Annotated in this window: 17 protein-coding genes and 1 pseudogene; 11 read left to right on the forward strand and 7 right to left on the reverse strand. The window is 62.5% G+C overall.

What is annotated here, in order from left to right:
• Nucleotides 1-146 precede the first annotated feature (146 nt).
• Complete coding sequence (locus tag IPJ87_13240) at nucleotides 147-2,237, reverse strand: glycoside hydrolase family 16 protein (GenBank protein MBK7942815.1); 2,091 nt, start codon at nucleotides 2,235-2,237, stop codon at nucleotides 147-149.
• 61 nt (nucleotides 2,238-2,298) lie between these two features.
• Between IPJ87_13240 and IPJ87_13245 the strand changes: the two genes are divergently transcribed.
• The 5 genes from IPJ87_13245 to IPJ87_13265 all read left to right on the forward strand — a co-directional run bounded on the left by IPJ87_13245 (nucleotide 2,299) and on the right by IPJ87_13265 (nucleotide 14,987).
• Nucleotides 2,299-2,805 carry a ComF family protein gene (locus tag IPJ87_13245; GenBank protein ID MBK7942816.1) on the forward strand — a complete coding sequence of 169 codons (507 nt, stop codon included), beginning with the start codon at nucleotides 2,299-2,301 and terminating at the stop codon, nucleotides 2,803-2,805.
• A 50-nt stretch (nucleotides 2,806-2,855) separates the two neighbouring features.
• The gene (locus IPJ87_13250; protein ID MBK7942817.1) at nucleotides 2,856-3,344 is read left to right on the forward strand and encodes a GAF domain-containing protein; all 489 of its coding nucleotides are present in this window, start codon (nucleotides 2,856-2,858) and stop codon (nucleotides 3,342-3,344) included.
• Nucleotides 3,341-4,921 (forward strand): Ig-like domain-containing protein, encoded by a 1,581-nt coding sequence (locus IPJ87_13255; protein MBK7942818.1) that lies wholly within the window; start codon nucleotides 3,341-3,343, stop codon nucleotides 4,919-4,921. The genes IPJ87_13250 and IPJ87_13255 overlap by 4 nt, the downstream gene beginning before the upstream one ends.
• Before the next feature lie 338 nt (nucleotides 4,922-5,259).
• On the forward strand, nucleotides 5,260-9,864 hold the full coding sequence (locus IPJ87_13260) for a gliding motility-associated C-terminal domain-containing protein (GenBank protein ID MBK7942819.1): 4,605 nt from the start codon (nucleotides 5,260-5,262) through the stop codon (nucleotides 9,862-9,864).
• 119 nt (nucleotides 9,865-9,983) lie between these two features.
• The gene (locus IPJ87_13265) at nucleotides 9,984-14,987 is read left to right on the forward strand and encodes a gliding motility-associated C-terminal domain-containing protein (protein MBK7942820.1); all 5,004 of its coding nucleotides are present in this window, start codon (nucleotides 9,984-9,986) and stop codon (nucleotides 14,985-14,987) included.
• Between the two features lie 4 nt (nucleotides 14,988-14,991).
• On the opposite strand, the gene IPJ87_13270 is transcribed toward IPJ87_13265, so the two are convergent.
• Nucleotides 14,992-15,771, reverse strand: coding sequence for an amidohydrolase (locus tag IPJ87_13270; protein ID MBK7942821.1), 780 nt, complete (start codon nucleotides 15,769-15,771; stop codon nucleotides 14,992-14,994).
• Entirely contained in the window at nucleotides 15,759-16,901 is a 1,143-nt protein-coding gene (locus IPJ87_13275; GenBank protein MBK7942822.1) for a pyridoxal phosphate-dependent aminotransferase, read from the reverse strand. Before IPJ87_13275 ends, IPJ87_13270 begins: the two co-directional genes overlap by 13 nt.
• Before the next feature lie 66 nt (nucleotides 16,902-16,967).
• Here IPJ87_13275 and IPJ87_13280 point away from each other — a divergent pair, with 66 nt between their 5' ends.
• The 3 genes from IPJ87_13280 to IPJ87_13290 all read left to right on the forward strand — a co-directional run bounded on the left by IPJ87_13280 (nucleotide 16,968) and on the right by IPJ87_13290 (nucleotide 18,340).
• Nucleotides 16,968-17,246, forward strand: a complete 279-nt coding sequence (locus IPJ87_13280) for a hypothetical protein (GenBank protein ID MBK7942823.1) — start codon at nucleotides 16,968-16,970, stop codon at nucleotides 17,244-17,246.
• A complete protein-coding gene (locus tag IPJ87_13285) occupies nucleotides 17,243-17,659 on the forward strand; it encodes a type II toxin-antitoxin system VapC family toxin (protein ID MBK7942824.1) in 417 nt (138 codons plus the stop codon). The genes IPJ87_13280 and IPJ87_13285 overlap by 4 nt, the downstream gene beginning before the upstream one ends.
• Nucleotides 17,660-17,920: 261 nt before the next feature.
• Nucleotides 17,921-18,340 (forward strand): hypothetical protein, encoded by a 420-nt coding sequence (locus IPJ87_13290; protein MBK7942825.1) that lies wholly within the window; start codon nucleotides 17,921-17,923, stop codon nucleotides 18,338-18,340.
• Nucleotides 18,341-18,396: 56 nt separating this feature from the next.
• On the opposite strand, the gene IPJ87_13295 is transcribed toward IPJ87_13290, so the two are convergent.
• From IPJ87_13295 to IPJ87_13310, 4 genes and pseudogenes are all read right to left on the reverse strand, one after another.
• Complete coding sequence (locus IPJ87_13295) at nucleotides 18,397-19,146, reverse strand: succinate dehydrogenase/fumarate reductase iron-sulfur subunit (protein MBK7942826.1); 750 nt, start codon at nucleotides 19,144-19,146, stop codon at nucleotides 18,397-18,399.
• Between the two features lie 8 nt (nucleotides 19,147-19,154).
• Nucleotides 19,155-21,158, reverse strand: coding sequence for a fumarate reductase/succinate dehydrogenase flavoprotein subunit (locus tag IPJ87_13300; protein MBK7942827.1), 2,004 nt, complete (start codon nucleotides 21,156-21,158; stop codon nucleotides 19,155-19,157).
• Nucleotides 21,159-21,185: 27 nt separating this feature from the next.
• Nucleotides 21,186-21,863, reverse strand: coding sequence for a succinate dehydrogenase cytochrome b subunit (locus IPJ87_13305; GenBank protein MBK7942828.1), 678 nt, complete (start codon nucleotides 21,861-21,863; stop codon nucleotides 21,186-21,188).
• A gap of 84 nt (nucleotides 21,864-21,947) precedes the next feature.
• Nucleotides 21,948-22,369: pseudogene (locus IPJ87_13310) on the reverse strand (DUF1801 domain-containing protein).
• Nucleotides 22,370-22,542: 173 nt separating this feature from the next.
• Between IPJ87_13310 and IPJ87_13315 the strand changes: the two are divergent.
• From IPJ87_13315 to IPJ87_13325, 3 genes are all read left to right on the forward strand, one after another.
• A complete protein-coding gene (locus tag IPJ87_13315; protein MBK7942829.1) occupies nucleotides 22,543-23,709 on the forward strand; it encodes a Fic family protein in 1,167 nt (388 codons plus the stop codon).
• A gap of 106 nt (nucleotides 23,710-23,815) precedes the next feature.
• Nucleotides 23,816-24,394 carry a hypothetical protein gene (locus IPJ87_13320; GenBank protein MBK7942830.1) on the forward strand — a complete coding sequence of 193 codons (579 nt, stop codon included), beginning with the start codon at nucleotides 23,816-23,818 and terminating at the stop codon, nucleotides 24,392-24,394.
• A gap of 110 nt (nucleotides 24,395-24,504) precedes the next feature.
• Nucleotides 24,505-24,855, forward strand: coding sequence for a hypothetical protein (locus IPJ87_13325; protein MBK7942831.1), 351 nt, complete (start codon nucleotides 24,505-24,507; stop codon nucleotides 24,853-24,855).
• The last annotated feature ends 18 nt before the right edge of the window (nucleotides 24,856-24,873 follow it).

Raw genomic sequence — 24,873 nt, forward strand, 5'->3', positions numbered from 1 at the left:
AAAGGAAAACCATTCCATATCGCTATCGAAGACAATATGAATCCGCCAAAGATAACAATGAAAGACGTCCTCACCATTGGGGAAAGTCCGGAGCGCGCGCCTATTTCTTTCCTTTGGCTTGACCTGGCCATTCTCACCATCTCATATCACTTGATTTGAATCTTAGTAATTCTTTCAACTCCATCAACAAATACATGTACGGCGTATATACCTGGCCCCCAGTTACTGCAATTTACCTCCGGGGAAGAACTAAGGTCACCAACATGACTCCATTTAATGGTTCCCAAAGCATCCTGAATCAAGACTCCGCTAATTCGGGCAACCACATCAATATCAGCAACTGCACTAATGGTGAACCCAGTAGTGGCTGGCACAGGGGTGAGCTCTACCTCTAATTCGTCTGGTATATAGGGCGTTGATTCGTCACACGCTCCGACTTGACAATTATCCCGAATAGTATACCGCGCTTCACTTACACCACATGGATTCTGGGCCTGGACAACCACCTCATAACAGTAGTCCCCATGATCCTTCAAACAAAAGCGAGACTCACCAGACCACGGCCACGAATGCCAATGCTCTTGACAGGTGAGCGGGGGAAGTGTGCATGAATAACCATAAATCTCACCCCCCGGAACCACCTCCGGACGCATTGGCAGAAAAACACGCGTTTGTTCTTCATCGTATATGAAAACTCGGTACGGCCGCGGTACTGAATTAAGGACTGAATAAACCGGCGGGTTATTACTTCCAACAACGTATTCGTTATAATACGCAATTGGCGGATAGAAGCTCGTATAACTGGATATCGTGCTCGGCTGAATTGGCTCTGCGTTCCAAATCTCCGGTTCAATGCACCAATAACCACTACCATCATCATCGCAGTCCATATCCAAATGATAATCTGATAAACTAATGGTTGGCAATCCACCATACAGTGGTATTCCCTTTTGAGTAGAACCACACGGATTTTCATTGTCCACGACAGTCAGAACAACTGTTGAAGCTTCGTAGTATGCGTCAAACTGAATCCGGGCACTAGAGTTATCGGTTGCAACGAACGAATATCCCGGACCTGACACGGACCACTGAATTGGATCGCCATGAACTCCAGTAAGGTTATAGGTTACCTGCTGACCAATTGAGCAGAATGCATCGGATGAAGCAGCTATGGCTAGCGTATTGGCCAATCCACAAACATTAGTTAACTCTGGCTCAATTTGATTCATATTCTGGAATACACGAATGTAATCAATATCCATATCAAACGAAAATCCCGTAGGATAGCTGTTCTCGGGCCCACAGAAACCACCATCAGACATGCCTAGTGAGGCCAATACATTTAATTCCGAATCGTCGGCAGGAAAACAACCTCGCGTATAAGGACCATTCAGAATACAATCATCGTTATCTGTGATTTCATCCCATCTACAACGCCTATGAATTTCAACTCCATCGAAAAACCAAATCACAAAATTTTCTGACCATTCAACCCCATATGTATGAAAACTCCCTGAAATATCGGGAACGGAAGCATCATAAGTATCATGTTGGGTCGGATTATCTTCATTGCGATGTATCGAGCACTTCATTACAGTATATTCACCCCCGCAGAATTCGAATACATCGATTTCGTTTCCACCATCTCCAAAAAGCCAAAACGAAGGAATAGCACCTTGAGGCAAATTCAATTTACATCTAATCTCAAATTTACCCTGATTGAAAGTGAATGGTTGTTTGGAGAATAGAATACCCGATTTCCACAAACTCGGTTGTCCGTACCATGTATTGAATTCCTTAGTAGCGCGAATCGTGGCGACACCATCGTTCACGAAGATTTGCTCGTCCCGATAAATAACTCCATGAGCTGCTCGGCAAGCTTCGCATGCATCACTGCCGTCAGAGGAGAAGGGCTGCCAAGTGGTCCATTTATCTGTATTCAGACTGTTTCCACGAAAATCGTCCTCAAAGACGAGAACCCAATCATTCGTATAATCACATAAATTCTCGTTATTCGCCCATAGAATTTGAGAGTAACACGATTGAAAAAACAGTAAGAGTGCAAAGCAAATAAAGAACAGGCGATGTAAAATTGTATTTACATTTTTTGTTCTAAAAATCTGATTCGGCCAAAGCCGTATATTTCGGGTTGTCATGCTATCAAGTAATCTCGCCGGTCCAAATACCCATTGCGCTAGGAGACCGAGCGAACGTTTAAGCCGTTGGGTGCCTCTCATGTAACTCGCGTTAGTCGATGACTACGCTGGTGACAAGTATAGTACTTTCCACGGCAAGGTGGTGGAGGAGGCCGCCGCGGCCCTGCTGCAGTTCAACCGTCTAGGCCGCACCCAGCGCATGCTGCACCGCTTGAAGTACCAGGGCGACCGAGCCGTGGGGCTGGAACTGGGCCGGTGGATGGCCGAAGCCCTGCGCGCCAGCCCCCGCTTCGCCACGGTGGACCACGTGCTGGCCGTGCCGCTGCACCCCCACCGGCTCCGCGAGCGCGGCTACAACCAGAGCCAGGTGCTGGTCGACGGCTTCCGCGAGCTGTGGCCCCTGCGCATGCCCGACCAGGGATTGATGCGCGTGATGCGCACCACCACCCAGACCCGCAAAGGCCGCTGGGAGCGCTGGACCAACGTGAAGGAGGCCTTCGAGCTGGGTGAAACGCGTTCGCTGGCCGGTGCCCATGTGCTGATGGTGGACGATGTGATCACCACCGGCGCCACCCTCGAGGGCTGCATCCGCGCCCTGTTGCGGGTGCCCGACCTGCGGGTGAGCGTGTGCACGGCGGCGACGGCGTGATGGGGTCATCACCTCACCCCACCGATACCTTTGCCCCCCTTCCGCCCCCCATGGAGACCACGCTTTCGCTGCCGGCCACCACCGACCGTGTGGCGTTATATGCCGCGCTGATGCCCCAATTGCGCGCGCTGCTGGCCGAGGAGCGCGACCCCATCGCGGCCATGGCCAACGTGAGCGCCGCCCTGCACCAGGCTTTCGGCTGGCATTGGGTGGGCTTTTACCGCGTGATGGGGGCCGAGCTCGTGCTGGGCCCGTTCCAGGGGCCTGTGGCCTGCATGCGGATCGGCTTCGGCAAGGGCGTGTGCGGCGCGGCATGGGAGCAGGAGCGCACCCTGGTGGTGCCCGACGTGGAGCTTTTCCCCGGGCACATCGCCTGCAGTCCCCTAAGCCGGTCGGAGATCGTGGTGCCCCTGCGCGACCGCCACGGGCACATGGCCGCCGTGCTCGACATCGACAGCAACGCCCTCAACGACTTCAGCGCGGTGGACGCCCACGCGCTGGCGCAGGTGGGCGCCCTGCTGGAACCCCTGTTCGAATGAGCCGGCGCACGGCGACGGCCCTGTTGGTGACGCTGACGGCCTGCGCCCAGGTGCGCGACCCCACTGGCGGTCCCAAGGACGAGATCCCTCCGCAGCTCGTGGACGCCTCGCCGCCGAGCGGCTCCACCGGCTTCATGGGCGGGACCATCGTCCTGCGGTTCGACGAGCGGATCGACCTGCGCAAGGTGCGCGAGAACCTGGTGGTGTCACCACCGCTGGACATCCCGCCGGAGGTGACGCGCACGGGTCCCCGCGAGGTGCGGATCGACCTGCCCGGCCCGCTGCTGCCGAACACCACCTATGTGATCAATCTGGGCCAGGCCGTGGTGGACCTCACCGAGGGCAACGCCGCCGAGGAGCTCGTACACGTGCTGAGCACCGGTGATGCGGTGGACAGCTTGGATCTGACCGGTCTGGTGCGCCACGCCTACACCGGTGCGCCGGAGAAGGCCGTGCAGGTGCTGCTGTATCCCGAAGGCGACACCGCCGCCTTCACCACCGGCCGCCCACGCTACATCGCCCGCAGCAATGCGGAGGGCCGTTTCCGGCTGCGCTACCTGGCCGGCGGCCGGTACGCGCTGCGCGCCCTGCGCGACATGAACGGCAACCTGCGCTACGACCTGCCCGGGGAGGAGATCGCCTTCGACCCTGCGGTGGTGGTGCTGCCGGGCGACAGCGCCCCGCACGCGCTGGAGCTGTATCGCGAGCCCGGTCTCCAGGCCCAGGTGATGGACGACCGGGTGCTGCCGGAAGGCGCGCTGCAGCTGGTCTTCAGCAAGCCCGTGGACAGCCTGCGCCTCCGCACCCTCGCGGTCGGACAGGAAGGCGGTCCGCGACCCGATTGGCTGCTGGAATGGGGCGGTGGGCGGGATACGGTGCTCGCCTGGCCCTCGGACACCACCCTGCTGCACGGGGTGCGGGTGATCCTGCGGCCGGACAGCGCCCCGGCGGACACGGTGACCTACCGCCGGCCGCCGCGCCTCACGTTCAACCTGATGCTGCGGGCCGGCGGGGCAGGGCCGAAGGGGGTGCCCCTGCGGGCCTCCCGGCCCATCGATCGGGTGGATCCCGACCGCGTGGTGGCCACCGGGCCGGGTGCCGACAGCATCCGGTTCGTGGTGGAACGCGATACGGCCGACCGGCGGTTGTTGTGGATCCGGCCGTTGTCCGGATCTCGGGGCTCCATCCTGCTGAAGCCCAAGGCGATACACGACCTTTACGGCGGGTGGAACGACAGCATCACGGTGGCCCTGTCGGCCCCCGACCCGGCCACGCTGGGGAGCTTGAAGCTCACCTTCGAGGGGGACCCAGGGGTGGCCCTGATCGCCCTGCTGCAGGATGGCCAAGGGCGGGCCGTGCGCCGGCAGCCGCTGCAAGCGGGCGTCCGCAGCGTGCAGTGGGCCAGCCTTCCGCCCGGGAGCTACAGCATCCGGGTGGTGCGGGACGGCAACGGCAACGGCCGCTGGGACCCTGGGCGGTGGCGCACCGGCCTGCTTCCTGAGCCGGTGCTGACGCATCCGGAGCCGGTGAACGTGCGTGCCGGCTGGGACCTGGAGGTGAACTGGAGCCTGCCCTAAGGGTGGTGCGAAGTACCTCGAACGGATGGCGTGCTTAGGTATCGTTCGTTCAGGCCAGGCGCCGCGAAGCGAGGATACTGGAGCGAAGTATCCGGCTGAGCGGCAACGAAGGTTGGACGAACGAGAGCAAGCACAGTGCGGGAGGTCCGTGGGTCGGCGCTGCCGCCGGAACGGGGTGCTTCGTACCACCCCCAAGGAGTTCTTTTGACGCTGGCAACGTCCGGGGCATCCTTCGCGTCATGTAGTCGGTCCACGAGCGGCTGTGCACGACCGGTTCCCGATCCCCGCGGTACCTTTCAGCACCGATCGACCTTTGTGACCGAACGAACCTGACGACCATGATGCGATCCTTTCTGCGCGCGCTGCCCGTGATGGCGGTGCTCAGCCTGGGCCAGGCCCACGGCCAGGGTGTGGTGCCCACGATGGGCAAGGAGTTCTGGCTCGGCTTCATGCAGAACTACCAGGGCAACCCCACGCAGAGCCTGGACATCTTCATCAGCTCGCCTGTGGCCACGGTCGGCGTGGTGACCATGCCGCTCGTGGGGTGGTCGCAGGCCTTCAACGTCGTGCCAAACGTCACCACCACGGTGACCATCCCGATCCCCACGGCGATGCACTACCAGTCGGACATCATCGACAACAAGTCGGTGCTGGTGCAGACGCAGGACACCGTGGCGGTCTTCGCCATCAACTTCGAGCAGTACACGGCGGACGGCACCACGGTGTACCCCGTGCAATCCCTGGGCACGGAGTACCGCATCCACGCCTACGGCGGGCTGTCGGGGGTGGCCGGGCTGGCCTCCGAGTTCCTGATCGTGTCCACCCAGGATGATACCGAGGTGGAGATCACGACCACAGTGAACACCGAGGGCGGGCACGTGGCCGGGGTGCCTTGGACAGTGCAGCTGGATTCAGGGCAGACCTACCAGGTGAAGGCCGCCGGCACGAATTTCACGGACGATTTCACGGGCTCGACGATCATCGGCACAGCGCAGAGCGGAAGTTGCAGGCCCTTCTCGGTCTTCAGCGGGTCGGTGTGCACCAACATCCCCCAGGGCTGTTATGCCTGCGACCACGTATGCGAGCAGAACCTGCCGCGGAACGTGTGGGGCCGCAAGTACTTCTCGGTCCCCTATTCCACCACCACGGGGTACACGTACCGGATCCTGGCCGACCAGAACGGGACGGCGGTGACCGTGAACGGCGGCCCGCCCATCAACCTGAACGCCGGACAGTTCACGGAGGTGAACGCCTTCGGGCAGGCGGCCTGCTTCGAGGGCAACGTGCCCTTCAGCGTGGCGCAGCTCATGGAGGGCATCACGTGCAGCAACAATGGCGACCCCGCGCTGCTGATCCTCAACGCCGAGGAGCAGCAGATCGACAACATCACCTTCAGCACGGTGTCGTCCACGGTGATCACGAACCACTACCTGAACATCATCACCGAGACGGCGAACATCAACCAGGTGTCGCTGGACGGTGTGTTGGTGCCGGCGGCCAGCTTCACGGCGTATCCCGCCTGCCCCACTTCGGCCTACGCGAGCGTGCCCCTCTCACAGGGCAGCCATACCCTCACCTGCCCCGGCGGTCTATCGGCGTATGTGTACGGCATGGGCAGCGCGGAGAGCTATGCGTACTCGGTGGGTTCCTTCACCCCCTTGCCGCCGATCAACATCGACTCGGTGTTCTGCGGGGTGGACAGCACGGGCACGCTCACCCTGGCCCCGCCCAACCCGCTCTTCAACCCGTTCTGGACGGTGATCTCGGACCCCACGGACACCCTGCACTACGGCTTCTCCTACACCTTCACCCCACCCGGCAGCGACGTGTACGTGGTCACCGGTTATGAGAACCTGAGCCAGTGCGAGGAGCAGTACTTCTTCAGCGTGGAGGTGGACACACCACCGCTGCTGACCCCTTCGGCGAATGGCGTGCCTTCTCCCGCCTCCATCACCATCTGCGAGTATGAAACGGTGCAGTTGAACGTGGATGTGGACCCGCCGGGCACCTACCTCTACAACTGGTGGCCCGATCCGCAGTTGAACGATGGCTCCCTGCAGAACCCGATCGCCACCCCCACGCAGAGCGGCTGGTTCTACGTGAGCGTAAGCACCCTGAACGGATGTGCGGTGAGCCTGGACAGCGTGTACATCGACGTCATCCAGGGAGACATCCTCCTGTACGAGGCCAGCACGGCCGTGGACGCCCTGTGCCAGGGCGATTCGTCGCAGCTCGATCTGCAGGTGCATCAGATCATCGCCGAGGACCCCTTCGACATGGTCTTCACCGCGATGTGGAGCTCGATCCAGGGCGGCACCATCAGCAATGCGTGCGGCTCGGTGTTCGGCGATGCGCTTTACTTCGACGGGGTGAACCCCCGCCAGGCCACCACGAGCGCCATGAACGTGATCAACGGCGGCAGCGTGAGCTTCGCCATCAAGATCGGTGCGGCCGCCCCGCCCTGCGATGACGCGGACCCCGGGGAGGACGTGGTTCTGGAGTACTCGACGAACGGCGGGGGTGCATGGACGGTGATGACCACCCTGTGGGAATACCTGTACCCGAACTTCACCACGGTGAGCGCGCCGATACCCCCGGCCGCGCAAACGGGCGCCACCCTGTTCCGCTGGCGGCAGTTGAACAGCAGTGGACCGGGTAACGACAACTGGAGCCTGGACAATGTGGCCATCGGCGCCCAGAGCACCACCGGCCTCACCATCAACTGGTCGCCCGCGGCCACGCTCAGCGCAGCGAACATCACCAACCCCATGTCGTACCCCACGACCACGGGCTGGTACTATGTGCAAAGCACCCTTACCGGTACCCAGTGCAGCTACCAGGATTCGGTGTACATCGAGGTGGGCGCGCCGTTCAGCATCGCCATGACACCGGACACCGCGATCTGCGACCTGGGCGGCATCCAGCTGGACGCCGCACCCAGCTCGGGCACGAACCACACCTGGACGTGGACGCCGAACAACGGCACGCTGTCGGCCACGTTCGTGCAGTCGCCGATCGCCACGCCGGCCAGCACCACGGAGTACTTCGTGACGGTGACCACGGGCCAGGGCTGTGTGGCCACGGACAGTGTGACCATCACGGTGAACCAGCTCCTGGGCCTCACCATCACCACACCGGACGACGACCTCTGCCAGGGGGAGAGCACCCTGCTGGACGCCACGATCGCGGGCAACACCACGAACCTGGTGTACAGCTGGACTCCGGCGGGATCGCTGAACGACGCCGCGATCCAGGACCCGACGGCCACGCCGCTGACCACCACGACGTATGTGCTGGCCGTCACCGACACCATCAGCGGCTGCGTGCTCACGGAGGACATCGACATCACGGTGAGCACGGCCTACGTGGTGACCGCCACCGCGGACACCTCGTTGTGCGACCCGGTCGGCTTCATCCTGGACGTGCAGCACAACGTACCGGGCGGAACCATCAGCTGGACGCCAACGAACCAGTTGGTGGGCGCCAATACGGCCAACCCGGTGATCACCTTCGATTCCACGGCGCAGTACATCGTGGTGGTTCAGGACGCCCTGGGCTGTTCTGCGCGCGACACGGTGAACATCAACGTGCCCTTCGACGACCTCACCTTCATCTCAGACTCGTCCTTGTGCGCCGGACAGAGCATGGTGATCGACGCGGGCTATCCGGGAAGCACGTATGCCTGGAGCACCAACGCCACCACACAGACCATCACGGTGTCCACGGCCGGAGCGTACACCGTGGTGATCACCGATACGCTGGGCTGTCAGGCCACCTTCACCACGAACGTGACGGTGGACCCCCTGCCGGTGATCGTGCTGGGACCGGACACCTCGCTCTGCATCGGCCAGAACTGGACGCTGGACGCCGGCAACCCCGGCAGCCAATTCCTCTGGAACACCACGGCCATCACCCAGGCCATCACGGTGACCACGGATGACCAGTATTGGGTGGAAGTGACGGATGGGAACGATTGCGTGAACAGGGACAGCATCAACGTGGTGTTCGACCCGCTGCCGGTGATCGACCTGCGCGACACCACCGTGTGCATCAGCGAAACGATCACCCTGGACGCCGGGAACCCGGGCAGCAGCTACCTCTGGAGCACGAACGAGACCACCCAGAGCATCCAGGTGGACAGTGTGAGCGCGACCTACTCGGTGGTGGTGACCACTCCGACGTGGTGCGTCGATTCCGCTGATGCGGTGATCGACATCGTCGCCTTCCCCATCGTGGACCTCGGCCCGGATACGGCGCTGTGCGACACCGACACCATGGAACTGAACGCGGGCAACCCGGGTCAGGCCTTCATCTGGAGCAACGGGGCCACCACGCAGACCACCTTCGTCACCACCACGCAGGACGTGTGGGTGGACGTCTTCAATGGGTACTGCACCACCCGCGACACCGTGGAGGTGGTCTTCAACCCGCTGCCGAACATCATCACGGAGGAGGAGCAGATCATCTGCCTGGACTACTGGCCGAAGAAGACCCTGTTGGACGCCGGGAACCCCGGTTGCACCTATCTGTGGAGCACCGATGAGGAGACCCAGACCATCGAAGTGAACACGTACGGCTGGTACATCGTGGACATCACGACCCCACTGAACTGCACCATCACCGACTCGATCGAGGTGGTGGAATACTGTCCGCCACAGTGTTTCGTACCGAACAGCTTCACACCGGACGGCGACGGGGTGAACGACCTCTTCATGCCGAGCGGGTACAACATCGCCACCATGGAGATGAAGATCTTCGACCGCTGGGGCGAGGAGGTCTTCGCGGGCAAGGATGCGGAGGTGGGTTGGGACGGCAAGCGTAATGGCACCGAGGTCCAGGACGGGGTGTACGTGTGGAAGCTGAAGTACCGCTTCATCGAGGATGTGAACGGCATGATCGGAGCGGAAAAAGAGAGCGTGGGCCATGTGACGCTGATCCGCTGACGGTCGACGATCATCACTGCGAAGGGCCGGGGTTCTCCCGGCCCTTCGTCTTTACAGGGCGGGAACCTTGGGCAGGGGATCGCGTATGCACGGCGCGAACCACCCCGCTCTTCGGTGGCATGACCTCCCTGAACCCCATCCTGCGCATCGGTCCGACACTGCTCGGAGCCCTGTCCATCCTATGGATGGGCAGCGCCTCGGCCCAGGTGAACGGCCCGATGCCGACCCTCGGCACGGAGCTGTGGACCGGCTTCATGCAGAACGCCTACGGCGCCCAGGAGACCCGGTTGTACATCAGTGCCCCTACCGCGACCAGTGGCACGGTGAGCATTCCGCAGACCGGCTGGAGCCTGGCCTTCAGTGTTCCGGCCAACGGCGTGGTCCTGGTGAACGTGCCCACCACCGCCGAACACGTCGGTTCCGAGTCCGTGACCGGCAAGGGGGTACGCATCGTCGCCGCCGCTCCGGTGGCCGTTACGGCCGTCAGTTACCAGAGCTACACCCACGATGGTGCCCAGGTGCTCCCGGTGGAGGCCTTGGGCACGGACTACTTCGTGGAGGCCTACCGCGGGCTCCCGGGCTTCAACGAGTTCTACAAGAGCGAACTGCTCATCGTGGCCACCACCGATGACACGGAGGTGGAGATCACCCCTAGCGTGAACACGGCCGGCGGGCGTCCCCCCGGTGTCCCCTTCACGGTGACGCTGGATCAGGGACAGACCTACCAGGTGCAATCGGCCCTTTCATCGCTCGACCTCACCGGCACCCGCGTGCGCGCCACAGCGGCGAGCGGGCCCTGCCGACCCTTCGCGGTGCTGAGCGGCAGCATGTGCGCCAACGTGCCCGTGGGCTGTCCGGCCTGCGACCACCTGGTGGAGCAGATGATCCCGCTGGAGCGCTGGGGCACCGAGTTCCACACCTTCCTCCCGAGCGGCATCGCCAATGCGACGGTGCGGGTGCTCGCCGGCCAAAACGGCACGAGCGTCACCGTGAACGGGGGTGCGCCCATCCCGCTCAGCGCGGGCCAATCACACCAGATCAACGGACTGGCGGGCACCGCCTGCATCAACGCCACGGCACCGGTCTCGGTGGTCGTCATTTACGAAGGGTACAACTGCGCCAACGCCGGTGACCCGTCGATGGTGGTGATCGAGCCGGATGACCGCACCACCACCTCTACCACGTTCAGCACGGTGAGCTCGCCGCAGATCACCGGCCACCGGGTGGAGCTGGTGGTGCCCACCGCCGTGGTGGGCCAGGTGGCCATCGATGGCACCGCGGTCCCTGCGGCCGGCTTCACGGCCTTCGCCACGTGCCCCACCTGGTCGCATGCCAGCCGCACGATCACCGCAGGCACGCACCGCGTCACCGCTCCGCAGGGCATTCATGTGTACGCCACCGGTTTCGGCACGGGCGAGAGCTACGCGTTCAACGCCAACGCCACGGTGGTTCCGGTGGTGGTGCAGGACTCACTGCTGTGCGTGAACGGCCCGGTGACGCTCACCTCGCCGGAGCCCATGGACAACCCGCAATGGGAGGCCGCCAGCGCACCGGGATTGGTCCTCGCCAACGGGCTGAGCTACACCTTCACCCCCACCACGAACGATACCTATACGGTATCGGGAACTGCCCCAGGCTCCACCTGTCCGCTGGACTTCACCTTCCATGTGGGCATCCAGGTACCCGTGAACGTGGTGGCCACCGCCAACGGAGCCAACGCCACGACCATCTGCCAATATCAGCCCGTGCAGCTCGGCGCACAGCCCAACCTGGACCCCAACGCCTACACGCTCAGCTGGACCCCGGCCGCCTTGGTGAGCAACCCTGCCATCCCCGATCCGGTGGCCTACCCGATGACCACCACGTGGTTCAAGCTGAACGTGACCAGTCCGCTGGGCTGTGGAAGCGCGACGGACAGCGTGCTCGTGCAGGTGACGCCGAACACCGTGCACAGTGTGGAGGCCACCACGGCCGACAGCATCATCTGCCTCGGCGAAGCGGTACAACTGGGCACGCGCACGCAGCGGGTGATCGGGTTCGATCCGTTGGATAATGGTACATCGTCGCTGTGGGCCCAGGTCCAGGGCGGTAGTGTGAGCGGCACCTGTGGCGCGGTCAACGGCAACGCGCTGCTGTTCAATGCCGCAGGCGCTCGCCAGGCCCGCACCAATGCGCTCAACGTTCCGCAAGGTGGCAGTCTGATCTTCAGTCTGATGATCTCCGCCGGCACCGCGCCCTGCGACGGCGCTGAGCCGGGCGAGGACGTGGTGGTGGAGTACAGCCTGAACGGCGTGGCCTGGACGGTGTTCCACACGCTGAACGAGTCGCAGTATCCGGCCTTCACCCCGATCACGCTCGCCATCCCGCCCGCCGCCTGGTCGGCCGCCACGCACTTCCGCTGGCGCCAGCTGGCCAACAGCGGGGCCGCGCAGGACGTGTGGGCGCTTGACAACATCACCCTGACCCGCGTGGACAACACGGGGGTGCCGCTGATCTGGTCGCCCGGCGCCACGCTCAACGACCCAACTAGTGCGAGCCCCATGGCCACGCCGCTGGCCGACACCTGGTACACCGTGCAGGCCACCAGCGGGACGGGCTGCACCTTCAGCGATCCCGTGTTCGTGCAGGTGGCCCCGGCCTTCAGCATCAACGCCGGCAACGACGTGCTCCTGTGCGGAAGCGGTCAGGCCCAGCTTCAGGCCACCGCCAGTTCGGGCCAGGGCATTCAATGGAGCTGGACCCCGAACAATGGCAGCCTGAACAACAACAGCATCTCCGGGCCTGTCGCCAGCCCAACGGCCACGACGACCTATACGGCATCGGCCACCAACAACATCGGGTGCACGGCGAACGATGCGGTGACGGTCACGGTGGGTCCGCAGTTGGGCCTCGTTCTCAGCGCGAGCGACCTCACGCTCTGCCAGGGCGAGAGCAGCCAACTGAACGCTGTCATCCAGGGCACCGGCACCCTGCAGCTCGTGTGGAACAACGCCGGCAGCCTCAGCAGCGCCACGTCACCCACGCCAGTGGCCACCCCGAGCACCACCACCACCTACACGGCGACCCTTACCGACACACAGACCGGCTGCAGCACGCAGGCCTCGATCACCATCGCCGTGACCACGGCCTACACCATCGCCGCCACGGAGGACACCACGCTGTGCAATGCGCTCGGGTTCCAGCTCGATGTGCAGCACAACGTGCCCGCACCGTTCAGCATCGCCTGGACCCCCGCCTTCCTGCTCAACTCCGGGAACATCGCCTCCCCGACGGTGATGGCGGACACCACCATGCTCTTCCAGGTGACCATCACCGATGCGAACGGGTGTTCCGTGACGGACTCCGTGCGCATCATCGATGCGTTCGACAGCATGGTGAACCCGGTGAACATCGCGGGCTGTGCCGGGCAAAGCCTGGTGCTCGACGCCGGCTTCCCTGGAAGCAGCTACGACTGGACGCATGGTCCGACGACGCAGACGGTGACGGTGAACGCGACAGGCACCTACGTGGTGGAGATCACCGACGCGCAGGGCTGCCAGACCACCAAGACCTTCAACGTACTGCTGAACGCGCTGCCCACGCTCGACCTGGGTCCGGATAGCCTGCTCTGCGGCGTCACATCCTATCTGATCCAAGCCAACAGCCCTGGCAATACGGTGGTGTGGGGGAATGGAAGCACCGGCCAGCAGTTCCTGGCCACCGGGAACGGCACCTACACCGCCACCGCGACAAGTCCCCAGGGCTGCGTGAGCACGGATGCGGTCACGCTCAACTTCGCACCGATGCCCGTGGACCAGCTGCAGGACGTCACCGCATGCGCCACCACCCCGGTGACGCTGAACGCGGGCAATGCCGGCAGCAGTTACCTGTGGAGCACCAGCGCGACGGGCCAGTCGATCACGGTGACCGCAAGCGGGCCATACAGCGTGGTGGTGACGAACCCCCAGGGCTGTAGCGGGACCTTTGATGCCCTGGTCACGCTGGTGGCCCCACCAGTGGTCGACCTGGGTCCGGACACCACCGTATGCACCGGCACGGGCATGGTCCTGGATGCCGGGAACCCCGGCAGCACCTACCTGTGGAGCACCGGAGCCATCGGGCAGTCCATTGTTCCGATGCAAAGCGGCATCTACGGGGTCATCGTCACCAACACGGCCTGCCAGGCATCGGACAGCGTGACGCTCACCGTGCTATCCGGGCCGGTGGATGCACTGGTCGATGTCACGGAGTGCACCGGGGAAGCCGTGTTGCTCGATGCGGGCAACCCTGGTTCCACCTACGCCTGGAGCACCAGCGCCATCACGCGAACGATCGCGCCCACTGCGGCCGGTACCTACACAGTGCTCGTGACGACGCCTCAGGGTTGCAGCGCGTCGTTCAGCGCGGAGGTGACCTTCGTGCCCTGGCCCGTGGTGGACCTCGGTCCGGACACGGCGCTCTGCCAAGGGGACGTATTGACGCTCGATGCCGGGAACCCGGGGACGACGTACGCCTGGAGCACGGGGGCGGTCACGCGCACCATCGATGTGGTCCAGAACGGCACCTACAGCGTCACGGTGGACAATGGCCATTGCAGCGCGAGCGACGCGGTGGTGGCCGGGTTCAATCCGCGGCCAAGCAGCCTGCCCGTGCACCAGATCTTCACCTGCCTCGACGAGGAGCCGCACTTCGTGGTGATCGATGCCGGCAATCCGGGTTCCAGCTTCGGTTGGAGCTCCGGGCAGACCTCGCAGATCATCCTGGCCGGCGCCTACGGCTGGTACTTCGTGGACATCACCAACACGTTCAACTGCGGGCTGCGCGATTCAGTGAAGGTGAATGAGTTCTGCCCCGCAAGCATCTATGTGCCCAACACCTTCACCCCCAATGCCGACGGCATCAACGACAGTTGGGGCCCGGTGGGTAAGAACGTGGCCACCCTGGAGCTCATCGTGTTCGACCGCTGGGGCGGGGTGCTCTGGCAGACCAATGATCCAACGGACCAATGGGATGGCACGGCGCATGGCGCCGAGGTGCCCAACGAGGTCTACGTATGGAAGATGCGGTACCGTTTCGTGGACGATGAGCAGGGGGGTGTGGGGATGGAGCAGGAGCGCATGGGCCACGTGACCATCATCCGCTAGCGGCTCACAGGCGCAGTTCGAAGTCATCGGCCTCCATCGCCACGGGGAACCTGGCGCGGAAGTCCTCAAGGCCCGCACGGTCGAGCGTGGTCGTCAGGACCCCTTCCAAGGACGGCTCCACGGCGGCCAGCGCGGCACCGCGGGGATCGATCACCACGCTGTCCCCGCTGTAGTGGATGCCCTTTCCGTCCATGCCCACCCGGTTGACCCCGGCCACATAGCACTGGTTCTCGATGGCGCGTGCGATGAGCAGCTGGCTCCAGGGGAAGCGGCGGGCCTCGGGCCAGTTCGCCACGTAAAGGGCCGCATCATAGTCTCCGCGGTTCCTGGCGAACACCGGAAAGCGCAGGTCGAAACAGATCTGCAGGAGGATGCGCCAGCCGCGCCATTCGACCACCACCCGTTCCTTGCCTGCACTGTAGTGCTCCGTTTCGTTGGCGAACCGGAAGAGATGGCGCTTATCGTAGGTGGCGACCTGTCCCTCCGGTGTCACGAACAGCCCGCGGTTGAAGCAGTTTCCCGCCTCCTGGATGATCACGCTGCCATAAAGGGCTGCGTCCAAGGCATTGGTCTGTTCACGCATCCAACGAACCGTGGCGCCGTCCATGGTCTCGGCCAGCTCCGCGCTGCGCATGCTGAAGCCGGTGGTGAACATCTCGGGCAGCACGATGAGGTCGGTCACGCCGCGGAGCGGGGCCATGACCTCCTGGAACTGGGAACGGTTGGCTGCCGCATCCTCCCAGTGGAGCATGCGTTGCACGAGGGTGATCTTCAGATCTCGCATAGCTTGTCGATGGCCTCGTCCAGGGTCTCATCCCGCTTGGCGAAGCAGAAGCGGAGGATCCGCTGGCCCGGCGGCGGTTCCTTGTAGAAGGGAGAAAGGGGGATGGCGGCCACTCCGAACTCACGCGTCAACCGCTTGGCGAACTCCGTGTCCGGTTCATCGCTGATGGCGCTGTAGTCGGCGAGCTGGAAGTAGCTGCCCTCGCAGGCCAGGGGCTCGAAGCGCGAAGCGTGCAGGCCGATGAGGAAACGGTCGCGCTTGGCCTCATAGAACGACGATACCCCTTCGTAGTGGACGGGGTCCTTCAGGTACGCGGCCAGGGCGTGCTGTACGGGCGTGCTGGCGCTGAACACGTTGAACTGGTGCACCTTGCGGAACTCGGCCATCAGCGCCTTCGGGGCCAGCACGTAGCCCATCTTCCAGCCGGTGGCGTGGAACACCTTGCCGAAGCTGAACACCACGAAGGCCCGCTCGCGCAGCTCGGGGTAACGCACCACCGAGGCATGTGCCTCGTTCTCGTACACCAGGTGCTCGTACACCTCGTCGCTCAGGAGAAGGATGTCGGTGCCCCGCAGCATGCCGGCGATGCGGCGCATGTCGGCATCGCGCAGGATGGTGCCCGCCGGGTTGTGCGGCGTGTTGATCATGAGCATGCGCGTGCGGGGCGTGATCGCCGCCTGCACCGCATCGGCATCGAACCGCATGTCGCTGCCCAGCCGCACATGCACCGCCCTGCCGCCGAACAGCTCCACCGCAGGCGCGTAGCAGTCGTAGGCCGGATCCACGATGATCACCTCATCGCCGGGGTGCACCACAGCACCCAGCGCGGTGAAGATGGCCTGTGTGCCGCCGGCCGTCACGGCCACCTCGGTCTCCGGATCGTACTGAAAGCCGTACAGCCGCTGCACCTTGGCGGCGATCGCCTCACGCAGGGCGGGCACGCCGGGCATGGGCGCGTACTGGTTGTGGCCGTCGCGCATGGCCTTCTCCACCAGCTCGATCAGCGTCTCGTCGATGGGGAAATCGGGGAAGCCCTGGCTGAGGTTGATGGCGCCGCACTCCTGCGCGAGCTTGCTCATCACCGTGAAGATGGTGGTGCCGACGTGGGGGAGCTTGGAGGTGATCCGCACGCCCCGAAACTACTGCGCGCTTCGTGTATGTACGCCAATTGGCACCGTATGTATATTTGATGCACGATGAAGACCAAGGTCACGCTCAGCCTGAACAAGCGGACAGTGGCGCTGTTGCGAAAAGCGGGTGCGCGCAGAGCTCAACCGATGAGCGCCATCGTGGATGAACTGGTGGAGGCGTTGGATCGGACGGAGGCTGGCAAGGATGAGGTCCCCGCCTGGCTGAGCGAGATGGGAACCTGGCTTTCCGGAAAGATCACGGAGAAGGACCTTGAGGATGATCCCCGGCTGGCCTACGCATACGGTTACAAGCCCAAGGTGAAGCGGACAAGGAAGCGGGCATGAAGCTGTTCGTTGACACCAACGTGCTCTTCGACCTTTTCGAGGCAGAGCGCCCCAACCACAAGGCCTCGCTCCTGCTGTTCGCCCGCTGCACCGCCGGGCGGGTGAGGATCTCCATCGCCCCGGTTTCTGTGATGACGTTGCTGTATTCGCTCCGCAAGTATGGCCTGCGGATGGACATGGTCGTCTCCAGGCTGAATGCCTTGCTACCGCATCTTGACATCGCGCACATCGGGCTGCCCGAGCTGCTGGCCGGGATCAACAGCGGCTGGAGGGACCTGGAGGATGCCATCCAGTTCCAGGCTGCGCTGAACGCCGGGGACGTGGATGCCATTGTAAGCAACGACCGCGATTTCAAGCAGCAGGATATGATCCCGGTGTTCACCCCGGTGCAAGCACTAAAGCAGGTGAAGTGATCCGGCCCTACTGGGATCGATGGCGCCACACTCCGTTGCCAGTCTGAGCATCACGGCGAACATGGTGGTGCCCACATGGGGCAGTTTGCTCTGGATCGCCATGCGCGACGAAACTAAGCTGCGTCCATGTTGTCTCCTATCCGACAACTCTTCTCTGAATGCACCGCCTAGCTTTGGCAAAAGACCGATATACCCCAACTCCGCTACCTCCTCCTCTGCTTCGGGCTAGCGGCGTTCAGCCCACATTCTTCCGCGCAGACCGTGGAAGAGTTGCGCTGTGACACGGCCACGCTCCATGCCCTCTTCATTGCATCGGTGAAGGAGACACGCAACAAGCTGTATGGCGATATGGGACCGAACCTGGTCAGGGCCACCGCCCTGCCGGCCAGGTCAGGAACGGAACAGGACAGCTGCATCAGGGAGTGCGTGACGTTCCTCGAATGGCCACAAGCCTGGACCGATGCACTGGGGCTCACCACCGTCCCGATCTACAGCGCTGTGGACCAACGCGTCTTCCTCAGGCGCCCCGTCTTCACCTCGGCCAAGATCTGTGCCGTGCCCTATTCCATCACCCCGACCGAATGGGGCGGTTGGAGCGGCTTCCTGGAATTCCGGAAGCGTGGGCAGCACTGGCGCTTCAAGCGCGAGAGGACCACGGGCGTGAGCTGTGGTTCTTTCTAGCTCAAGCGAAAGGGCCATCGATGACCGCCCTTCGTGCATTTTCCTGAACGAATGCACTACTCCTTCGTCACCGTGGCCGCCAGGTACTCCCTGTTCAGCCGAGCGATGTGTTCCAGGCTGATCTGTTTGGGGCATTCCACCTCGCAGGCACCGGTGTTGCTGCAGTTGCCGAAACCTTCCTTGTCCATCTGCTCCACCATGGCCAGTGCGCGGCGCTTGGCCTCGGGACGGCCCTGGGGTAGCAGGGAGAGCTGGCTCACCTTCGCTGCCACGAACAGCATGGCGCTGCCGTTGGGGCAGGTGGCCACGCAGGCGCCGCAGCCGATGCACGTCGCGGCGTCGAAGGCCTTGTCGGCATCGTCCTTCGGGATGGGCAGCGCGTTGCCGTCCACCAGGTTGCCGCTGGTGTTGATGCTGACGAAGCCGCCGGCCGCCTGGATGCGGTCGAAGGCGCCGCGATCGGTGGCGAGGTCCTTGATCACCGGGAACGGCTGTGCGCGCCAGGGTTCCACATGGATGGTGTCGCCATCCTTGAAGCGGCGCATGTGCAGCTGGCAGGTGGTGATGCCGCGTGCCGGGCCGTGGGCCTCGCCATTGATGAAGAGGCTGCACATGCCACAGATGCCCTCGCGGCAATCGTGGTCGAAGGCGATCGGGTCCTTGTCCTCGCGCACGAGCTGATCGTTCAACACGTCGAGCATCTCCAGGAACGACATGTCCGGGGAAACGTCGTTCACGGGGTAGGTCTCCATCCGACCCTTGTCGTTCGGACCGGACTGCCTCCAGATCTTGAGGGTGAGCTTCATGTTGCCCATCACTTGTAGCTGCGTTGCGTCAATTTCACTTCCTCGAACGAGAGCGCTTCCTTGTGCAGGTTGGCCTTTCCGGCTTCGCCGGTCCACTCCCAAGCGGCCACATAGGCGTAGTTGGCATCATCGCGCAGGGCCTCCCCTTCCGGTGTCTGGTACTCCTCGCGGAAGTGACCACCGCAGCTTTCGTTGCGGTTCAAGGCGTCCATGCACATCAGCTCGCCCAGCTCCAGGAAGTCGGCCACGCGGCCGGCCTTCTCCAGTTCCTGGTTGAACGCGTTCGCCTTTCCGGTCACCCGCACATCCTTCCAGAACTCCTCGCGGATCTGGCGGATCTCGGCGATCGCCTCCTTCAGGCCCTTCTCGTTGCGTGCCATGCCGCACTTGTCCCACATCACCTTGCCCAGGCGGCGGTGGAAGTCGTCCACGGGCTTCGTGCCCTTGTTGTTGAGCAGGTGGTCGATCCGGCCCTTGATCTCCTTCTCGGCGGCCTCGAACTCGGGGCGCTTGGTGTCGATGGGACCGGTCCGGATATCATCGGCCAGGTAATCGCCCACGGTGTAGGGGATCACGAAGTAGCCGTCAGCCAACCCTTGCATCAGCGCGGAAGCTCCGAGGCGGTTCGCACCATGGTCGCTGAAGTTGGCCTCGCCCAGCGCGAAAAGACCGGGGACCGTGGTCTGCAGGTTGTAGTCCACCCACAGGCCGCCCATGGTGTAGTGCACGGCAGGGTAGATCTTCATCGCATGGTCGTAGGGGTTCTCGCCGACGATGTTCTCGTACATGTCGAAGAGGTTCCCGTACTTCTCGCTCACTACGGCGCGGCCCAGCTCGGTGATCTTCTCCTTGCTCGGCTTCTCGATCTTCTGGATGTTCGCCTGCTGCTTGCCGTAACGCTCGATGGCCGCACCGAAGTCCAGGTACACGGCCTCGCCGGTCTGGTTCACCCCGAAGCCCGCATCGCAACGCTCCTTCGCGGCGCGGCTGGCCACGTCACGCGGCACCAGGTTGCCGAAGGCCGGATAGCGGCGCTCCAGGTAGTAGTCGCGGTCCGCCTCGGGGATGTCGCTGCCCTTCTTCTTCCCTTCGCGGATGGCCTTGGCGTCCTCCAGCTTGGCAGGCACCCAGATGCGGCCATCGTTCCGGAGCGACTCGCTCATCAGCGTGAGCTTGCTCTGGTGCGTACCGCTCACCGGGATGCACGTGGGGTGGATCTGCGTGTAGCAGGGGTTGCCGAAGAAGGCCCCGCGCTTGTGCGCCTTCCAAGCGGCGGTGACGTTGCAACCCATGGCGTTCGTGCTCAGGAAGAACACGTTGCCGTAGCCGCCGGTGCAGATCAGCACGGCGTGTGCGCCGTGGCGTTCGATCTCACCGGTCACCAGGTTGCGGGCGATGATACCGCGCGCCTTGCCGTCGACCACGACCACATCGAGCATCTCGTGGCGGTCGAACATCTGCACCGCGCCCTTGCCCACCTGGCGCATGAGCGCGCTGTAGGCACCGAGCAGCAGCTGCTGGCCGGTCTGCCCGCGGGCGTAGAAGGTGCGGCTCACCTGCACACCACCGAAGGAGCGGTTGTCCAGCAGTCCGCCGTAGTCGCGGGCGAAGGGCACGCCCTGGGCCACGCACTGGTCGATGATGTTCGCGCTGACCTCGGCCAGGCGGTACACGTTCGCTTCACGGGCGCGGTAGTCGCCACCCTTCACGGTGTCGTAGAACAGCCGATAGGTGCTGTCCCCGTCGTTCATGTAGTTCTTGGCGGCGTTGATGCCCCCCTGCGCGGCGATGCTGTGGGCGCGGCGCGCGCTGTCCTGGAAGCAGAAGGCCTTCACGTTGTAGCCCATCTCCGCCAGCGAGGCGGCCGCGGCACCACCGGCCAGGCCCGTGCCCACCACGATGATGTCGATGCGGCGCTTGTTGGCCGGTGCCACGATGCGGATGTGCCCCTTGTGGTCGGTCCACTTCTTGTCGATAGGACCGGGGGGGATCTTGCTGTCGAGGGTGCTCATGGAATGCGATGAGGTCGTGGGAACGGATCAACCGGGGAACGCGAACATCCACACAGGGATGAGGGCGAACAGGACGGGGATGACCACGCCGAAGAAGACCCCTACGTTCTTGGTGATCGGGGTGTAGTGCGGGTGGTTCAGCCCGAGTGTCTGGAAGGCGCTCTGGAAGCCGTGCAGGAGGTGGAAGGCGAGCACGGCCATGGAGGCGACGTACAGCACCACGTACACGGGCTCCCGATAGGCCTCGGCCACCACGGTGAACAGGTCGGTGTTGCCCTCGCTGTCCAGCGGCAGACCGCCCCAGTGCATGCGGTACCAGAAGTGCTTCATGTGCAGCACGATGAAGACCAGCAGCAGGCTGCCCAGCAGGGCCATCTGTCCGCTGTACCAGGTGCGGTTGGCCGCGGCGTTCTCCTTCACATAGCGAACGGGGCGGGCCTTGCGGTTCTGCACCGCCAGCAGGATGCCATCGAAGGCGTGGAACAGGATGCTGAAGTACAGCAGGTAGCTCACGACCTTGATCACCGGGAAGGTGGTCATGAACTTGGCGTAGGCATTGAACTTGAGGCGGCCCTCCGGACTGGCGTCCAGCAACTGCAGGTTGCCGGCCAGGTGGATCACCAGGAACAGGCAAAGGAAAAGGCCCGTGAGGGCCATCCAGTATTTCTTCGTGAGGGAGGAGCCGAGGAGGGCGGAGCGTGCCATGGTGTCCAGTGAACAGCGAACGGTGTGGTCGCGTTCGCGGCGGCGAAGGTAGGCGGCCTAGCCGAAATCCTAAGCTGCTGAGGATCAGGTCTCCGGATAGGCCTTCCGCGTGGCGGCGATCGACTTCTTGATCATGCTCCGAAGCACCTTCAGCTCGATGTCGGCCAGGCGCTTCACGTATACACAGGCTTTCGCGGCCCTGTGCTTGCCCAGCTTGGCCAACGTGGCCGGGTCCTGGGCTTCCGGCCGAGGTAGATGACCAGCTCGATCTTCCGTGGGCTGAAGGCCGCCAGGGGTGCACTGCCGGAATGGCCGCTGGCGTAGGTGTAGTGGTAGGTGCCGAAGCCGATGATGGACGGTCCGTACATGTGCGGCTCCTCGCCGGTGAGCTCCTGCATCAGGGCCATGAGCACGCGACTGTCATCGCGCATCTCCTCCTTGGGGTGGGTATCGATGAAGGCGGAGGCGCTGGCGGCGGTGCGGTGGGTCTTGTTGGGGGTGGGCATGGAGGCGAAGTTAATGCTGCCGAAACGCTTGATTGCCAGTTGCTTTGGCAGCTTTGAAGGTCTTACTTGGCAAGAAGCGTGACCCAAATAATGTCACACTCTATGACATCCATTATGTACCATAATTAATTGATATACAGTATACCGGACAATAATGAGCTATTTTTGACACCATGCGCGACCTTACTAGGGAATACCCCCAAATGACCTTCCGGCGGCAATGGGACGTGACCCCGGACATGAAGTTCCTGCTTGGCCAGTGCGAAGCGTTCGTGAAGGCCATCAAGCATACGCCACTGCTACCCGAAGACTATCGCCGACTGCTCCAGGTCTCCATGATCAAAGGGGCGCAAGCGACTACCGCCATTGAGGGCAATACGCTCAGCGAAGAAGAGGTGAAGCAGGTGGCCTCGGGATCGAAACTGCCGCCAAGCAAAGGCTACCTCGAACAGGAAGTGAGGAACATCATCGATGCGTTCAACGAACTGCTGAAGGAGGTGGTGTACGACGATCGCGTACAGCTCATTGACCGGGAGCTACTGCTCCGCTTCCATCGGCTCGTGGGGAAGGACCTCGGTGAGCACTTCGCCGCCATTCCGGGGCGTTTCCGAGAGAACCAAGTGGTGGTGGGCACCTACCGCTGTCCCGCACCGGGGCATGTGGAGGACCTGGTGAGCAACCTCTGCACCTGGATGCGGCAAGAGTTCCACTTCGGCCAGAGCGAACAGCAATTCTGGGAAGTGGTGCTACAAGCGATCGTGGCACACGTGTACGTGGAATGGATCCATCCCTTCGGTGATGGCCATGGGCGCACCGGCCGACTGGTGGAGTTCTACATCATGCTGCGCGGCGGCAACCCGAACATCGCCTCGCACATCCTGAGCAACCACTATAACCAGACGCGCACTGAATACTACCGCCAGTTGCAGGTCGCTGGCACCGAGCGCTCGCTCACCAAGTTCATCGAATACGCATTGCTCGGCCTGCGCGATGGATTGGAACAAACGCTGGGCACCATACAGAAAAGCCAGTTCGACATCACCTGGCAGAAGATGGTGTACGACGAGTTCGACAAGGTGAAAGAGTGGCAGGACCCGATGTTCAAGCGTCGCCGTCGTCTTGCGCTCGACTTCCCAAAGGACCGCACGCTGAAGCTGGAGGAGATCCCGCACATCAACACCACACTCGCCATGCTCTACGCCAAGATGTCGCCGCGCACCATACAGCGCGACCTGAGCGAACTGGTGATCATGGAACTGGTGGCGAAGGATGGCGATGGGTACCGTGCGCGGGTGGAGCGGTTGAGGATGTATGTGCCGCATAGTAAGAGGAGGCAATAATGAATGAGAGTGTAACATTCGAAGCGATACACGGGAACAGGTGGGAGATGTACATTTTCCGTGAGCAGTGCGAGATGCTTGAGGGAGGAACACAACACAAGTAAGAATGACCAATACCACCAACGCAAAGGCCCTTGTCAGGGAATACGGCCAAATCGTCGACGACACTCATGGTGCATGTTTGGACTTCGGCGCCGCCCGAATATCCTACCTCGCGCAATTGAACACTATGAACGTCACGCGGGTGCCGGGTGCCCGAGTTCACTTTGGGAATGAAGATCCGAACGTGCTCGAAAGAGAGGGTAGCTGGGCCAGCGCAACGGCACATAGTGTTTTAGCCACAGAACTCATCGCAAGAAATCAACCTGGAGCGGCCAATGAGACGCTGTCAGGCAACATGTGCTTGGTCTACATCTATCAGATGTGGGAGGATGAATACCGCGAGCGCATTGCGCAGGAACTTGGATACACCACTAAGAACGAACTCAAGGTGCCCGTGATGGGAGACATTCGACAATACCGTATGTCCATCGTCCACAACAAAGGCATCGCCATTACCGCTTGCGACAATTGCCAAGTACTGAAGTGGTTCACAGCACGCTCACGTATTTCGATTACTGCCGATATGCTTTGGCACGCGAAGCTTGAAATCACCAAGGCATTGAGCGCTCTTACCGGCCTATAGCCATTGCTTGAAGCGTTGCGGAGAAAGTTCACCTTCGCTTTAGCAGCGAAGAGAAGGCGATGCACGACGTACCCTTGTATCTACTCGTTCGGTCAGCACCACACGCCACCATGGAACCCATCCCCTACTTCTTCGAATCGATAGACCGCAATGCAATCCTGGTTCGCCCCAAGCAGCCCTACTACGACTGGTCACGCACCGCCTTCGCTGATGGCAAGGGCGCCAGCGAGCGGGACGAATGCAACATCTATCTGATCCGGGAGATGGGCAGTAACGCGGATGTGGAGCGTTGGGTCAAGAAACACTTCGACGAGCTATTCGTGAACGAACTGAACGATTGGTGTACGGACGAGGAGCGCTGGCCCAAGGACAGGACCTACAAGATGTTCGCGGCATGGTTCGAGGTGGAAGTGCATTCCATGGTGCTCGATCTGGAGGAAGGTCCGGTGACCAAGGAGTAGGTTACAGATCAAGGTCTG

The organism is Flavobacteriales bacterium, from assembly GCA_016713875.1.
Lineage (GTDB): Bacteria > Bacteroidota > Bacteroidia > Flavobacteriales_F > PHOS-HE28 > PHOS-HE28.

What these genes read in the sequence shown, in the direction of transcription:
- IPJ87_13240 (MBK7942815.1), bottom strand. Translation starts at nt 2,237, where the DNA reads ATGAGAGGCACCCAACGGCTTAAACGTTCGCTCGGTCTCCTAGCGCAA.
- IPJ87_13250 (MBK7942817.1), top strand. Translation starts at nt 2,856, where the DNA reads ATGGAGACCACGCTTTCGCTGCCGGCCACCACCGACCGTGTGGCGTTA.
- IPJ87_13255 (MBK7942818.1), top strand. Translation starts at nt 3,341, where the DNA reads ATGAGCCGGCGCACGGCGACGGCCCTGTTGGTGACGCTGACGGCCTGC.
- IPJ87_13260 (MBK7942819.1), top strand. Translation starts at nt 5,260, where the DNA reads ATGATGCGATCCTTTCTGCGCGCGCTGCCCGTGATGGCGGTGCTCAGC.
- IPJ87_13265 (MBK7942820.1), top strand. Translation starts at nt 9,984, where the DNA reads ATGACCTCCCTGAACCCCATCCTGCGCATCGGTCCGACACTGCTCGGA.
- IPJ87_13270 (MBK7942821.1), bottom strand. Translation starts at nt 15,771, where the DNA reads ATGCGAGATCTGAAGATCACCCTCGTGCAACGCATGCTCCACTGGGAG.
- IPJ87_13280 (MBK7942823.1), top strand. Translation starts at nt 16,968, where the DNA reads ATGAAGACCAAGGTCACGCTCAGCCTGAACAAGCGGACAGTGGCGCTG.
- IPJ87_13285 (MBK7942824.1), top strand. Translation starts at nt 17,243, where the DNA reads ATGAAGCTGTTCGTTGACACCAACGTGCTCTTCGACCTTTTCGAGGCA.
- IPJ87_13295 (MBK7942826.1), bottom strand. Translation starts at nt 19,146, where the DNA reads ATGAAGCTCACCCTCAAGATCTGGAGGCAGTCCGGTCCGAACGACAAG.
- IPJ87_13300 (MBK7942827.1), bottom strand. Translation starts at nt 21,158, where the DNA reads ATGAGCACCCTCGACAGCAAGATCCCCCCCGGTCCTATCGACAAGAAG.
- IPJ87_13305 (MBK7942828.1), bottom strand. Translation starts at nt 21,863, where the DNA reads ATGGCACGCTCCGCCCTCCTCGGCTCCTCCCTCACGAAGAAATACTGG.
- IPJ87_13315 (MBK7942829.1), top strand. Translation starts at nt 22,543, where the DNA reads ATGCGCGACCTTACTAGGGAATACCCCCAAATGACCTTCCGGCGGCAA.
- IPJ87_13320 (MBK7942830.1), top strand. Translation starts at nt 23,816, where the DNA reads ATGACCAATACCACCAACGCAAAGGCCCTTGTCAGGGAATACGGCCAA.
- IPJ87_13325 (MBK7942831.1), top strand. Translation starts at nt 24,505, where the DNA reads ATGGAACCCATCCCCTACTTCTTCGAATCGATAGACCGCAATGCAATC.